At 58.8% G+C, this 14,174-nt stretch carries 14 protein-coding genes; 2 read left to right on the top strand and 12 right to left on the bottom strand.

Annotation, left to right across the window (positions count from 1 at the left end; genetic code table 11):
* Positions 1-48: 48 nt before the first annotated feature.
* Positions 49-1,749 (bottom strand): 2-isopropylmalate synthase, encoded by a 1,701-nt coding sequence (gene leuA, locus SIC19_RS18240; protein WP_075196213.1) that lies wholly within the window; start codon positions 1,747-1,749, stop codon positions 49-51.
* Between the two features lie 146 nt (positions 1,750-1,895).
* Between leuA and SIC19_RS18235 the strand changes: the two genes are divergently transcribed.
* Positions 1,896-2,393, top strand: coding sequence for an Lrp/AsnC family transcriptional regulator (locus tag SIC19_RS18235; RefSeq protein WP_127401496.1), 498 nt, complete (start codon positions 1,896-1,898; stop codon positions 2,391-2,393).
* 4 nt (positions 2,394-2,397) lie between these two features.
* On the opposite strand, the gene SIC19_RS18230 is transcribed toward SIC19_RS18235, so the two are convergent.
* A complete protein-coding gene (locus tag SIC19_RS18230) occupies positions 2,398-3,012 on the bottom strand; it encodes a TetR/AcrR family transcriptional regulator (RefSeq protein ID WP_036205332.1) in 615 nt (204 codons plus the stop codon).
* A 10-nt stretch (positions 3,013-3,022) separates the two neighbouring features.
* Complete coding sequence (locus SIC19_RS18225; RefSeq protein ID WP_036205331.1) at positions 3,023-3,451, bottom strand: PaaI family thioesterase; 429 nt, start codon at positions 3,449-3,451, stop codon at positions 3,023-3,025.
* Positions 3,452-3,559: 108 nt separating this feature from the next.
* Between SIC19_RS18225 and SIC19_RS18220 the strand changes: the two genes are divergently transcribed.
* Positions 3,560-5,293, top strand: coding sequence for a proline--tRNA ligase (locus tag SIC19_RS18220; RefSeq protein WP_127401498.1), 1,734 nt, complete (start codon positions 3,560-3,562; stop codon positions 5,291-5,293).
* 37 nt (positions 5,294-5,330) lie between these two features.
* On the opposite strand, the gene murB is transcribed toward SIC19_RS18220, so the two are convergent.
* The 9 genes from murB to SIC19_RS18175 all read right to left on the bottom strand — a co-directional run bounded on the left by murB (position 5,331) and on the right by SIC19_RS18175 (position 14,153).
* Positions 5,331-6,365 (bottom strand): UDP-N-acetylmuramate dehydrogenase, encoded by a 1,035-nt coding sequence (gene murB, locus SIC19_RS18215; RefSeq protein WP_127401499.1) that lies wholly within the window; start codon positions 6,363-6,365, stop codon positions 5,331-5,333.
* The gene (locus SIC19_RS18210; protein WP_036205328.1) at positions 6,362-6,841 is read right to left on the bottom strand and encodes a low molecular weight protein-tyrosine-phosphatase; all 480 of its coding nucleotides are present in this window, start codon (positions 6,839-6,841) and stop codon (positions 6,362-6,364) included. The genes murB and SIC19_RS18210 overlap by 4 nt, the downstream gene beginning before the upstream one ends.
* Positions 6,838-7,635, bottom strand: coding sequence for a 3-deoxy-manno-octulosonate cytidylyltransferase (kdsB, locus tag SIC19_RS18205; RefSeq protein ID WP_127401501.1), 798 nt, complete (start codon positions 7,633-7,635; stop codon positions 6,838-6,840). The genes SIC19_RS18210 and kdsB overlap by 4 nt, the downstream gene beginning before the upstream one ends.
* Before the next feature lie 12 nt (positions 7,636-7,647).
* Complete coding sequence (locus SIC19_RS18200; protein ID WP_007155362.1) at positions 7,648-7,836, bottom strand: Trm112 family protein; 189 nt, start codon at positions 7,834-7,836, stop codon at positions 7,648-7,650.
* Positions 7,837-7,846: 10 nt separating this feature from the next.
* Positions 7,847-8,857, bottom strand: coding sequence for a tetraacyldisaccharide 4'-kinase (lpxK, locus tag SIC19_RS18195; protein WP_036205326.1), 1,011 nt, complete (start codon positions 8,855-8,857; stop codon positions 7,847-7,849).
* Positions 8,854-10,629: a lipid A export permease/ATP-binding protein MsbA gene (msbA, locus tag SIC19_RS18190; RefSeq protein ID WP_127401503.1), complete on the bottom strand. Its 1,776-nt coding sequence runs from the start codon at positions 10,627-10,629 to the stop codon at positions 8,854-8,856. Before msbA ends, lpxK begins: the two co-directional genes overlap by 4 nt.
* Positions 10,622-11,047, bottom strand: coding sequence for an ExbD/TolR family protein (locus tag SIC19_RS18185; protein ID WP_036205324.1), 426 nt, complete (start codon positions 11,045-11,047; stop codon positions 10,622-10,624). The genes msbA and SIC19_RS18185 overlap by 8 nt, the downstream gene beginning before the upstream one ends.
* Positions 11,048-11,052: 5 nt before the next feature.
* Positions 11,053-11,679 (bottom strand): MotA/TolQ/ExbB proton channel family protein, encoded by a 627-nt coding sequence (locus tag SIC19_RS18180; protein WP_007155358.1) that lies wholly within the window; start codon positions 11,677-11,679, stop codon positions 11,053-11,055.
* 92 nt (positions 11,680-11,771) lie between these two features.
* The gene (locus tag SIC19_RS18175) at positions 11,772-14,153 is read right to left on the bottom strand and encodes a DNA internalization-related competence protein ComEC/Rec2 (RefSeq protein ID WP_185906444.1); all 2,382 of its coding nucleotides are present in this window, start codon (positions 14,151-14,153) and stop codon (positions 11,772-11,774) included.
* Positions 14,154-14,174: the final 21 nt, after the last annotated feature.

Raw genomic sequence — 14,174 nt, 5'->3', positions numbered from 1 at the left:
CGGGCACAGGGAATCCGAAAAAGCCGGCATTCGCCGGCTTTTTCTTTTTCAGGCATCCGCTTCCGCCGACGCCTTATTGGTGACCCCATCCCGACGACCAGCTTCGACCACCTGGGAAACCGCTGAAAACAGCGCCTGCAAGGTAGCCGACGTGGTATCCTCGGCCAGAGCGGCCGCACTGCAGTGATGTCCATCCACCGTCACACGGATACAGGCCAGTGCATTGGCGTTGGTGCCCTCACCCAATGCAAATTCATCGTAGGCTTCTACCGCCAGGGTTACGCCGTATTCCGCCTCCAACGCCGCTGACACTGCCTCGACCGCTCCGAGGCCATGACCTTTGAGTATGATCGGGTCGCTTTCAGCGCCAATACTCACAACGGCATTCACGCCTTCATCATCCCGGTGAAGGTCATAGGATCTCAACTCCCAGGCTTTGGCCACCTTCAGGTAACGATCTTCGAACAACCGATGAATCGTCAGTGAGTCAATCTCTCCGCCGTTGGTTTCGGCCTCTCGCTGCACCAGCTTACTGAACTCGATCTGCAACCACCGTGGCAGGCTGATGTTGTAATCACGCTCCAGGACATAAGCCACACCACCTTTGCCAGACTGGCTGTTGATGCGAACCACTTCCTCATAACGGCGACCGAGGTCGTGAGGATCGATGGGCAGATACGCCACATGCCAGCTTTCGCCTTCGGTGCGGCGGGCCAGGCATTTACGGATGGCATCCTGGTGGCTGCCCGAGAAGGCTGTAAACACAAGCTCACCGGCATAGGGGTGGCGGGGATGGGTGGAAATCTCGGTACAGGCTTCAACCACATCGGTAATCTCGGCCATTCCAGACAGGTCCAGCGTCGGATCCACGCCCTGGGAGTAAAGATTCATCGCCATGGTGACCAGGTCCATGTTGCCGGTACGCTCACCATTGCCCATCAGCGTGCCTTCCACCCGGTCAGCGCCGGCCATCACCGCCAGCTCCGCCGCCGCTACAGCACAGCCACGGTCGTTGTGGGTATGGACGCTGATACTGATGTGCTCGCGATACCGAACGTGATCGCAGATCCACTCGATCTGATCGGCAAATACATTGGGGGTCGCCATTTCCACGGTGGCTGGCAGGTTGATCACCACCGGCTGGCCCTGATCCGGGCGCCAGACGTCGTTTACTGCATCGATCACGTCCGCGGCGTATTCCAGTTCCGTTCCGGTAAAGCTCTCCGGCGAATACTGGAAAGTCCATTCGGTGTCCGGGTACTTGGCGGCGTTGGCCTTGACGATGCGGGCACCATTGACCGCAATATCTTTCACGCCTTCGCGGTCCATGCCGAAGACCTGCTCCCGCTGAACCGTCGACGTCGAGTTGTACACATGTACGATAGCCTTGCGAGCCCCCTTAAGGGCATCGTAGGTGCGCTCAATCAGCTCCGGCCGCGCCTGGGTCAGCACCTGAATGTGCACATCATCGGGAATGCGATCTTCTTCAATAAGTTTGCGACAAAAATCAAAATCCGGTTGGCTCGCTGCAGGAAAGCCAATCTCGATTTCCTTGAACCCCAGCTTTACCAGCAAATCAAACATCCGCTGCTTCTGCGCTACCGACATCGGCTTTACCAGTGCCTGGTTGCCATCCCGCAGATCCACCGCACAAAAACGGGGAGCGGTGGTGATGACTTTGTCCGGCCAGCGACGATCGGTTTTCGCCACCGGCGTAAACGCAACGTATTTACGATGATCAAATGCCATTGGGGTGATTCCTTGCTGTTCTCACGGGGAATTCATTGATTGTGTATCAGGATAACGCGTCACACGGGGAAAATGATTGCTTTTTATCCCTTAAGAAACCCAGAATAGACACAATATTCCAGGATATTCACTGAAGGTGCAATTTTATGTCAACTTCCGACAAGTCGCTTGTTAAAATCGACAGGATTGACCGAAATATCCTCGAACAGTTGCAACAGAATGGCTCGCTGACAAACCAGGAGCTGGCAGACAAAGTCGGTCTGTCACCCTCTCCTTGCCTGCGACGGGTCCGCGCACTGGAGGACGCCGGGATCATAGTTCGGCAGGTAACAATCCTTGATCACAAAAAGCTGGGACTGTCCCTTACGGCGATCATACTCATCGGCATGGACCGGCACACCCCCGAACGCTTTGCCACGTTCGAGCGGCAGGTGGGTGAATACCCCGAAGTTCAGGAATGCTACCTAATTACCGGCCAGGACGCCGATTACATGCTCAAGGTGGTAGTGCCCGACATGGATCATTATCACCACTTTCTGCTAAATCGCATCACCCGCATCCAGGGCGTCAGTGGCGTGCATTCCAGCTTTGTGCTGAGGCGGGTTATTGACAGCACGGCCCTGCCTCTGGGGTATCTGTCCTGACTCGCTAGCGAATGAGCTCAGCCAGATAGGCCCGGGCCATGCATTTGAGCTCACTCACCATCGAACGGGCCTGATCGTCCGGCAGGGTCGCCGCAAGCCTGAGAACGGTTCCGGCCGAGCGGGGCAACATCAGGCTCGCTGTCCACCGACGGTCTTCCGGAATGCGGGGGCAGACGTCCCGCAAGCGGTTATCCAGGTCGCGGGCATGGCTGTAGAGCTCACGGATATCCAGGTCCCGCAATTCGGGCATCGATTCCACCCCGCTCCAGATCACGGAATAGGCAGGTTCGGTCCGATAAAACTCATAGAACAGGTCAATCAGAACGTCTACGGCATCCACCAGCTCCAGAGTCTGGAGCCGCTCCCGCAACGCCGTCTCCATGCGCTCAACATGCCCTTCAGCAATCGCCTTTACGATGGCCGCCTTGTTGGGAAAGTAACGATAGAGGGAGGCGAGTGACATGCCGGACTGACGGGCAATGGCAGACATACTGGTGGCATCGACACCCACCTCGTGGAAAATCGCTGCCGCATGGCTGAGAATGCTATTCACGCGCTCGCGGCTTCTGGCCTGAACAGGCTGACGGCGAGGCGTGATATCTACGGTTTCTTCGGTCATATCTCCTGCTTCAGTCGCGGTTATACGGTAAAGCATAGCTGCCCGTTACATGGGCGACCAGTTTCTCCTCGTTTCCCTGCCCGGATAGCAACCGCACCTCGCAAAAAGCAAGTCGGCGCCCCATCCGCAGAACCCTCGCCTCCCCTATCAGGTCGTCCGGTGCCGGCTTATGCAGGAAATTGATCGACAGGTTGCTGGTCACCGCCATCTCAACCTGACCAATGGCGGCCATCACCGCCGCGTACATGGACGCATCCGCCAGGGCCATCTGCACCGGGCCAGACAGTGTGCCGCCGGGGCGAATCAGGCGTTCGGAAAACACCAGGCGGGTGCGGGCGAACCCGTCTTCCCGCGCTTCGTCGACGGTAAATCCGATATCCTCGGCCATGGGCACACCGGCCCTGATAACGGCCTCGACTTCAGTTGCGGTCAGTGTCATTCGCAGCTCTCCCAATGTCCATCTGTACCTCGTGGTAATCGCTCCGTACAATAGCGAGCACGACAGGATAAATAAAGAACCCCTTCTCAACTGCTTACGGATAACACAATGCGAGCAAGCCGCTACCTGATTGCCACCCAAAAAGAAACGCCTGCCGATGCCGAGATCATCAGCCATCAAATGATGCTCCGGGCAGGAATGATCCGAAAACTGGCCTCCGGCCTCTACTCCTGGCTGCCAATGGGATTAAGGGTGCTTCGCAAGGTTGAACGCATCGTGCGCGAGGAAATGGACAAGAGTGGCGCACAGGAAGTGCTGATGCCCGCGGTACAGCCGGCGGAGCTGTGGCAGGAATCCGGGCGCTGGGAACAGTATGGCGGTGAACTACTGCGGATGAACGACCGCCATGGTCGCGACTTCTGCTTCGGGCCCACCCACGAGGAGGTCATCACCGATCTGATCCGCAACGAGCTGAAAAGCTACAAGGAATTGCCCGCGAACTTCTACCAGATCCAGACCAAGTTCCGCGATGAACGACGTCCCCGGTTCGGCGTGATGCGTGCGCGGGAATTCATCATGAAGGACGCTTACTCGTTCCATGTGAATGCGGAATCATTGAACGACACGTATCAGGTCATGCATCGCACCTACTGCGCCATCTTTGATCGACTGGGCCTGGATTACCGCCCCGTCGAGGCGGATTCAGGCGCTATCGGCGGAAGCGCGTCCCACGAGTTCCATGTACTGGCCTCATCCGGTGAAGACGCCATTGTGTTCAGCACCGACAGCGACTATGCCGCCAACATTGAGAAAGCCGAAGCCGTTGCGCCTGCCGGAGACCGCTCATCGCCTTCCGAAGAAATGGCGGAGGTGGCCACACCAGAGCAACGGACCATAGAGGCCGTTGCCACATTCCTGAACGTAGACGCCAGTCGCTGCGCCAAGACCTTGCTGGTCAAGGCCGAAGAAGACGACAACGGCCACAGTGGCCTGATTGCCCTGATTCTTCGGGGGGATCACACCCTTAATGAAATCAAGGCGGAAAACCTGCCCGATGTCGCTGAACCGCTGACCATGGCCACCGATGAGGAAATCGAACAGGTTGTCGGTTGCAAGGCCGGCTCCATCGGCCCCGTGAACCTGACAGTGCCCGTCATTGTCGATCGCAGTGCGGCACACATGGTGGACTTTGTCTGCGGCGCCAACAAGGAAGGCCACCACCTGACCGGCGTAAACTGGGAACGCGATGTAGCCCTGAGCCGCGTGGAAGACCTGCGCGATGTGGTCGAGGGCGATCCCAGCCCGGACGGCAAGGGCACCCTGGAAATCCGGCGCGGTATTGAAGTTGGCCACATTTTCAAGCTGGGCAATAAATACAGCAAGGCCATGAACGCCACGGTACTGGATGAAAACGGCAAGAGCGCCATCCTGGAAATGGGCTGCTACGGTATCGGTGTCTCCCGGATTGTCGCCTCGTCCATTGAGCAGAACCATGACGACAAGGGCATCATCTGGCCCGACGCCATTGCTCCGTTTGAGGTGGCTATCGTGACACTGAACGGCCACAAATCCCCTTCGGTCATGGCTGCCGGGGAAAAGCTCTATGAGCAGCTTCGCCAGGCTGGTTTTGATGTCCTTCTGGATGACCGGAACGAACGTCCGGGCGTGAAGTTCGCGGATATGGAACTGATCGGCATTCCTCACCGGTTCGTGGTATCCGAGCGGGGCCTGACGGCAGAAACCCTGGAATACAAGGGCCGCCGTGACGAAGACAAGCAGGATATTCCACTCGCTGAGGCACTCCCCTTCCTGATTAGCGCCTCCCCCCGCAACGGCCTTTAAGGAACCGTGCAACGAGCGTAATCGGTTCAGGCCTGCCCTATGGGCATGAACCGATTACGCCCGGTTCCATTTCCAGCGCAATACCAAAGCGGGCTTCAACATCCTCCCGGATACGGTTGGCCAATGCCAACACGTCCTGACCGCTGCCATTCGAATGGTTCACCAACACCAGTGCCTGACGGTTATGGACGCCAACGCGGCTATTGCGATACCCCTTCCAGCCACACTGGTCGATCAGCCATGCGGCCGCCACCTTGGCATTGTCATCACCGGGGTAGCCGGCGATCTCTGGGTGTTGCTCCTTCAATGACTCCCAGGTTGCCATTGGCACAACTGGGTTCTTGAAGAAGCTGCCGGCATTGGGAAGCTGTTCCGGATCAGGCAATTTGCGTCGACGAACAGCCATCACGGCACTGGCGACATCAAGCGGAGTGAGGTCGCGCAGGTCCTTCCCGTCGAAATAGTCGCAGAGGTCACGATAATCCAGTGAGAATGGTCGGGTGCGGGACAATCTCAGACGAACCTCTGTGATGACGTAGCGCCCGGGTTCGTGTTTGAACACGCTGTCACGATAGCTGAAATGGCACAGACTGTTCGTCAGCACCACTTCGTTGCCGGTCTGCCGATCCAGGGCCCGGATATCCACCAGGGTGTCCTGCAACTCCGTGCCATAAGCTCCGATGTTCTGAACCGGTGCCGCCCCGACAGTGCCAGGAATCAGCGCAAGGTTTTCAATCCCTCTGTAGCCGGAGGAAGCCGCGTACAACACACTTTCGTGCCAGTTTTCACCAGCGCCCAGTACCAGTGTCGCCTCGTCGCCACTAACCTGCTCCCAGCACCGGCGTGCGATGGCGATGCGAATCACCAGCCCCGGATAATCCCCTGCAAATACCAGGTTGCTGCCACCTCCGAGCAGGAGCGGCTCAACCGATGCTTCCGATGCCCACGCCAGCGCTCTCCGGAGCGCCTCGACAGTGGTGACTGACACAAAATACCGCGCCCTCGCCTCGATACCAAGACTGTTCATCGTCCCCAGGGACACGTTCTCCCTGATCTCCCCGGAACGGGTCACACCAGCCGCTCCCGGATATGCTCAAGAAGACCTTCACTGGCCTCGGTAATCAGGTCAAGTACGTGCTCGAAGCCCTGATCGCCACCGTAGTATGGGTCCGGCACTTCCTCTTCATCAGAACGACCAAACCCCAGAAACAATGCCGGCTCGGTCCCGCCATGTTGCTGCCAGATATCCCTGACGTCCGCGAGATTCTGACGGTCCATCACCAGTACGTAATCGAACCGGTCCAGATCCGGCGCCTGGAACTGGCGGGCCCGGAGATCACTGATATCGATTCCGCGCTTGCCGGCAGCGGCCATGGCGCGTCCGTCCGGGGCCTTACCCACATGCCAGTCGCCGGTGCCGCAGGAATCGATGGCAATGCGACTTTCGAACCCGGACTGCTGAACCACCTGGCGAAAGACACCTTCTGCGCTGGGCGAACGGCAGATGTTGCCAAGACAGACAAACAGTACGTTTACTTCCGGCTTCATGGGTGTCCTGCCCCCTTTTGTCTGGTAATCATGATTTGCCGCAGACGCTCTAGATCCTCGGCGGTATCCACGCCCGCGGGTGGCATCCGGCACGCTTCTTCGACGTGAATGCGGGCGCCATTGTAGAGTGCCCGCAGCTGTTCCAGGGATTCAGTGACTTCGGTCGGGGCTGGCGCCCAGGTCACGAAATTCCGCAGGAGGCTGACGCGGTAGCCGTAGATGCCAATGTGACGATAGTAATTGCTGTCTTCCGGTAGCGGCCGCGCCGCGGCGGTGTCGCCACCGTCCTGCCACGCATCCCGGGCCCAGGGAATCGGCGCCCGGCTGAAGTAGTGGGCCATGCCCCGGTTATCGAAAACCACTTTGACAACATTGGGATTGAACACACTGGTGGCGTCAGGAATCCGCTCGCAGAGGGTGGCGATGGCTGCGTCAGGGTGAGCTTCGAGGTTTGCGGCCACCTGGTCAATCAGTTCCGGTGGGATCAAGGGTTCATCACCCTGAACGTTGACAACCCGGTTGTCCGAACCAAACCCCAGTTTTCGAGCTACCTCTTCAAGACGGTCCGTACCACTGGCGTGGTTGGCGGAGGTCATCACTACTTCCGCGCCGAAGGCGGCACAGGCGGCCTTGATGCGTTCGTCATCCGTGGCGATCACCACACGACCAGCCTGACTTTCACACGCCCGCTCATAGACGTGCTCAACCATCGGCTTGCCGGCAATGTCTGCCAATGGCTTGCCAGGCAGCCGAGTAGAGGCATAACGTGCCGGGATAACGACGGTGTAGGACATACGGGCTTCCTGTCAGCGTTTGTGGAGTCGCTCGTCGGTCGTCAGAGTCCGGGCTTCGGTGGCGAGCATCACCGGTATCCCCTCGCGAATCGGAAAGGCCATCGCATCCTGATAGCAGACAAGCTCGGTTTTGGCGTCGTTCAGCTTCAGGTCACCTTTGCATACCGGACAGGCCAGCAGGGCCATCAGTTTTTTATCCATGGTGCGGTTCTCACAATGTCATTGTATCCAGCGATTGGTTGCAGTCATTGACGCGGGCCACGAACGCCTCGGAAAACACCTCGGGGAGGCTGGCCGTGACAGACAGGACCCAGGTGTTGTCAGGGGCGACCCCGCGGCACTTGACCGCATCCTTGGCGGTCATCACCAGCCATTCACCGTCTTCGGAGTGCAGGTCGGCGGGCGTAAAACGATGATGGTCCGGCAAGGCAAGAGGCCTGACCTGGGCCCCCAGCGCCATCAGTGTATCGAAAAACCGGCTGGGATTACCGATCCCTGCCACTGCCCTCACGCGCCGGCCTTCCAGGCATTTCGGAGACAGCACTTCCCCGGTCACAAGGTTGCGCAGCTCAGTAGGGGCCAGGGTCATGGTGAACTGGCGCTCATGCTCGAGCTCGTCGAGATGGCCGCCATTGGTGATCACGAAGTCGACGGATTCCAGCCGCGCCAGAGGTTCACGCAACGGCCCCACGGGAATCAGGGCGCCGTTGCCGACACCACGGGCCGCATCGAAGACGGCAAGTTCAATATCCCGGGGAAGCCGATAATGCTGGAGCCCGTCGTCGCACACCAGAATGGTACCCAGCCCTTGCTCCAGTGCCCATAGGGCACCCCGTCTGCGATCCGGGTCCACCACAACCGGGCATCCCGATTGCGCGGCCAGCATTACCGGCTCGTCACCGGCGATCCTGGCGTCGGTGTCAGCGTTGACCAACAGCGGATAGCGATCAGACTTGCCTCCGTAGCCACGGCTCAGGATCACTGGCTGCCAACCCTGGTCCTTCAGCAGACTGGTGAGAGCGGCAGTCAGCGGGGATTTTCCTGTGCCCCCGGCGGTGATATTGCCCACCACCACCACGGGAACCGGAATGCGTTCGTTCATCGCCTGCCAGGCCCGGCGGCGACGGTTTTCAGAAATGGTGCGGTAGAGCCAGACCAGCGGATACAACGGCCACAGGGGGCGCCTACCGCTGTACCATACCCGTTCCACCAGCGTGGTCATGCCTGCTCGCTGAACTGCATCTGGTGGAGCTGGGCGTAGGCGCCGCCCTCGGCCAGCAATTCATCATGGCGACCGGACTCGACAATTCTGCCGCCATCCATCACCAGGATGCGATCCGCCTTTTCAATGGTTGATAGCCGGTGGGCAATGACCAACGTTGTACGACCCTGCATGACGGTTTCCAGTGCATCCTGTATGTGCCGTTCCGATTCCGTATCGAGGGCCGATGTTGCCTCGTCCAGGATCAGCACCGGTGCGTTTTTCAGCAGGGCCCTTGCAATGGCCAGTCGCTGGCGCTGGCCGCCGGAAAGCATCACGCCGTTGTCACCAATCATGGTATCCAGACCTTCCGGCATACGCTCGATGAACTCCAGCGCATGGGCCTTGGCCGCTGCATCAGTGATTTGCTCGCGACTGCAGTGGCGGAGTGCGCCATAGGCAATGTTGGCCGCAATGGTGTCGTTGAAAAGAACCACGTTCTGGGTCACCAGCGCAATCTGTGAGCGCAGGGCTTCCAGGCTGAATTCTTTCAGGGAGTGGCCGTCCAGACGCACATCCCCACCGGTGTACTCGTAGAAACGAGGCAAAAGACTGACCAGTGTCGACTTGCCACTGCCCGAACGCCCGACCAGGGCAACACTCTGACCGGCGGGTATGTTCAGGGAAATATCCTTGAGAACGTCGTCCAACTGGTCACGATAGCGGAAGGACACGCTTTCAAATTCAATGTTGCCGTTAACCCGTTCCGGCGCGTAGGTGCCCGGATCGTGTTCCGGTTCCTCGTCCATGGTTCCGAAGACGTCGTGGGCAGCGGCAACGCCACGCTGGATCTTGGCATGTACGGACGTTACCTGGCGAATGGGCTTGGCCATGGTTGTTGCGGCGGTAATGAAGGCCACAAGCTGGCCGGTACTCATTTCGCCACGGATCTCCGGCGCCAGCATGGTCCACACCAGTGCCGCGATGGCAATCGCCACCAGCACCTGGATAACCGGGATGCTGATGGCCTGGGTGGAAGCCATCTTCAGGCTCTGCTCCAGGTTTTTCTCACTGACCTTGCGGAAGCGGTCGCGCTCATAGTGCTCGCCGCCAAAGGTACGGACCACCCGATAGCCACTGATGGACTCGGAAGCCGCATGGGTAATATCGCCCATCGACCCCTGGATACGTTTGCTGATTTTGCGGAAGCGCTTACTCGCGTAGCTGACCACCAGGGCAATCAACGGCCCCACGGCCAGGAATACGAGGGTCAACTTCCAGTTGGTGTAAATCATAAAACCCAGCAGGCCCAGGATGGTAAGCCCTTCCCTGAGGGTGATGGTCACGGCGTTGGTCGTGGCATCTGCCACCTGTTCAACATTGTATGTGATCTTCGAAACCAGACGGCCGGAAGCGTTTTCATCGAAATAGCGGGACGGCAGGCTCAGCAAACGGTCGAAGACTTGCTGGCGCAGAGCGTTAATAACCTGCCGCCCAACGTAACTGATGAAATACTGGCTCATGAAGGTACCGACACCGCGAAAGGCAAACACACCGACAATCAGCAACGTCAGCAGAATCCGGTTCTTGTCGGTGGGGTTTTCCAGTGCCGTGATGACGTATTCCATCGCCGCAGCCATACCGGTGGAGGCCGCTGCGTAGATGATATTGCCAACCACGGCGAGCGAGAACGCCAGCCAGAAAGGCTTTACGTAAGCCAACAGGCGTTTGTAGGTTCCCCAGTTGGATGCCGGCTGGTGTGACTCTTCGGCTGTCGACGTGGCGTCACTCACTGCCTTCCGCCTCTCGTTCGGTGGTGATGCTGAGTTTGGCAAAACCAAGACGACCCGCCACATCCATGGCACGCACGACGAACTCGTGAGGGGTACGGGCATCCGCGGTGATGATGAACGGCAGCGACGTGTTGTCCTGTGCCAGTTCACTAACCGCCCTTTCCAGGGTTTCCCGACGATTATTCACCAGGGTTCGGTCGTTGAGGATGTACTGGCCCTCGGCGTTGATGACCACATCAATCAACTCCGCCTCGGATTCCGACCGCTCACCGTTGGCTTCCGGCAATTCGATATTGAGGTGGCTCTCACGGGTAAACGTGGTGGACACCATAAAGAATATCAGCAGCAGGAAGACCACATCGATCAGTGGCGTCAGGTCTACCCCGACTTCCTGACTTCTCTGACGCTTGAACTTCACAGTGTTCAGGCTCCTTCCACGTCAATTTCGCGGTCGCCATGCACCACTTCCACAAGCTTGATGGCTTCCTGCTCCATGCCGACAACCAACTCATCGACACGTCGAATAAAGTAACGGTGGCAGATCAGTGCTGGTATGGCCACGCTCAGGCCCGAAGCCGTCGTAATCAGTGCTTCCGAAATACCCCCGGCCAGATTACCGGCATCGCCTACACCGGCGAGCTGGATCTCTGCAAACACCTTGATCATGCCGATCACGGTCCCGAGCAGGCCCAGGAGAGGCGTAATGGTCGCAACGGTCCCGAGGGGGTTCAGGAAACGTTCCAGTTCATGAATGACCTGACTCGCCTCGTGCTCAATGCTTTCCTTCATGATCTCGCGACCATGTTTGGCATTCATCAACCCGCCGGCCAGGATCCGCCCCAGGGGAGACGACCCCTGCAGTGCCTTGAGCTTGCGCCCGTTAAGCTCCTTTTTCTTGATCCACCGCCACAGTTCGTTGATGGTGTGCTGAGGCGTTACCCTGGACGGTCTGAGCGTCCAGAAGCGCTCTAGAATGATGGCAAGGGCAAGAATAGAACAGGCAAGAATCGGCACCATGAGGATGCCACCGGCTTTCAAAAGCTCGAACACGCTTGGTCTCCCTGATTGTTTACAAGCCGCGCTACTTTAGCATAGCTGCCGGTGTAGGCCACACCCGGAATGTCACGGTTTTTACACTCTGTTCAGGGAGTTTCGGGTTTACGAATCCAGAACGGGGTCGCGGCCCTTGCCTTTGTGGTTATCACTCCACCCGGCTCCAGAACCAGCCTGATCGCGCCGGAGGTAGCGGTATTGGCGATATCGCTGCCAACGGACTGATACCGTTCAACCACGTCTGCATGGGGATGACCGAAACGGTGCCGGTAGCCAGCACTGACTACGGCGAGATTCGGAGCCATCCAGGCGACCCAAGGTTCCGATGAGGACGTTTTGCTGCCATGGTGGGGTGCCAGCACAACCCGATAGCGGTCGGTATCATTCCGATAATGGTCGGCCCGGGCCATAAACTCCTCTTCCACCCGGCGGGTTATGTCGCCAGGCAACACCACCTCAACGGGCGGGACAACCGACGATACTGTCAGCACACAGGACGCGTCATTACCCTCAACCCTGCCCCGGCTTTGCCAGAGTTCCAGTTCCAGATCGCCCATCTTGACATCCACCTGGCCAGAACAGGGCTCAACCTTTACGCCTACGGGCAACTTGTCGGCAACTCTCCCGGGTTCGCCGGTAACAATCCGCCCGACTTTGAATCGGTCGAACAGCAATGGCAGCCCTCCGGCGTGATCACCATCGCCGTGGCTGATTACCAGGGTATCAATGCGGCGTACGCCCAGAGCATTCAGATTGGGAATCAGAACCGACTCCACCGACGAGTAGACTCCCTCCAGTGCCGGGCCAGTGTCGTAGAGCAGCACCCGGTCCCGCTCGCGAAGCAGGACGGATAGCCCCTGGCCGACATCCCATACCCAGATTTCAGGGTGGGCGACCGTCTCGTTCGTCCCCTCCATCCCCTCGCCCCGAAACACGATCATGGCAATCCATAACGACGTGACACAGGCAGCCGCCTTCCGAAACCCGTTGAAAGGGACCAGCAGAGCCATCAGAACCACCAAGGAAAATCCCGCAACCTGCAATGGGGCGGGCACCGTCAGCACAAGATCAACGTTCGCGAGCCAGGAAAGCCCCTGCCACAGAACCCCAAAAACGGCATCCAACACGCCAATCACCAGGGCATCCGCAGAGGGGAGCAATACCAGTACAAAAGCTCCCACGACCAATAACGGCATGACCACCAGCGATACCCAGGGAATGGCAAACAGGTTGGCTACCAGACCGAGCACAGGCTGAGGCTGCCCCAGGGTGGATAATATCGGCCAGAGCCCGGCAAAGACGGCCACTTGGGCCAGCAATAGCCCCGTGAGCCAACCAGTCCTGCCAACACGGAGGGCAAACAGCAACACCAGAACCATCACGGCGCCGAAAGAAAGCCAGAACCCCTGGTCCAGGGGCGAAAACGAATCACTTAACAACACCAGGGCCAGCGCGGTCAGCAGCCCCGTAAAAACCCCGGTTTGCCGAGCGCCAACGAGAACCCACCCGGCGATGATGACCATAATAAGCGCCCGCCTGGTGGGCACGGAGAACCCGGCCACAAGCGCATACCCGATGCTCGCACTGGCGACCACAAGGAAAACCAGCATTCTTAGTGCCGCAGGCGATACTCGACGTTCAGGAAGACAAAGCAGCAGGCGGCGGCACAGGAAGCCTGCCCCAGCGGCAATCAACCCCAGATGCAGACCCGAAATAGCAACCAGGTGAATGGTTCCGGTAGCTTTCAGAACGTCCCAGTGTTCGGGCTGCATATGCCCGCGGTAGCCCATCATCAGGGACGTTATTAATGGGAAATGGCGCGCATCAGACAGCCTGCCCGAGACAGCGTCCACCAGTTCTCCCCGCCAGCGGTGATACCGGCAACGAAACGGGCACTCAAGGTGGTCTGAGCGGGAAAGCTCGCGGACTGTGCCGGTGGCACCAAACCCCTTCCGATACAGCCAGGATTCGTAGCGGAACCCCTCCGGATTCACCGCACCGTGGGGGCGCTTGAGCGCAACCGTGAGTATCAGCCGATGACCGGGCCTGGTCGTGGCCTCATCGCCGTACCAGGCGAGTCGCAACCGATCCGGCAAATCCTCATCGGAAAAGGTACTGTCGCCTTCGGGCAGATGCCATTGAGTCACGCAAAAGGCGAAACGGACGCTACCGAAGCTGCCTTCGGATGGGACATCACAAAGATACCCCGAGACGTCCAGTTCCAAGCCTTCCAGTGTCGTCGATAGCACCGACTGCTGCCGGCCGTCCGCTTGCAGCGCCGCCCAGGCCAGGCCAACAATCCCACCAGCAAGCAGGACTGCGACCGCCCTGAACAGCGGAGACCTGGCGAGAAGTATCGCGACAAACGGGATAGGTGTCGCGGAAATCAGCCAGTGCAAAGGTGGCAAGACCGCCAAGCTATACAGTAAGATAACGCCGCAGGCGAAGCCCACGAGGCCGACCCTGGCCATAAAACTTCCGGACAATCCTTG

Origin of the sequence: Marinobacter sp. MIT930201 (genome assembly GCF_047122665.1) — a bacterium.
Classification (GTDB): domain Bacteria; phylum Pseudomonadota; class Gammaproteobacteria; order Pseudomonadales; family Oleiphilaceae; genus Marinobacter; species Marinobacter salarius.
Note: the sequence above shows the minus strand (reverse complement) of the source record. Positions and strands in the feature narration are given on the sequence as shown.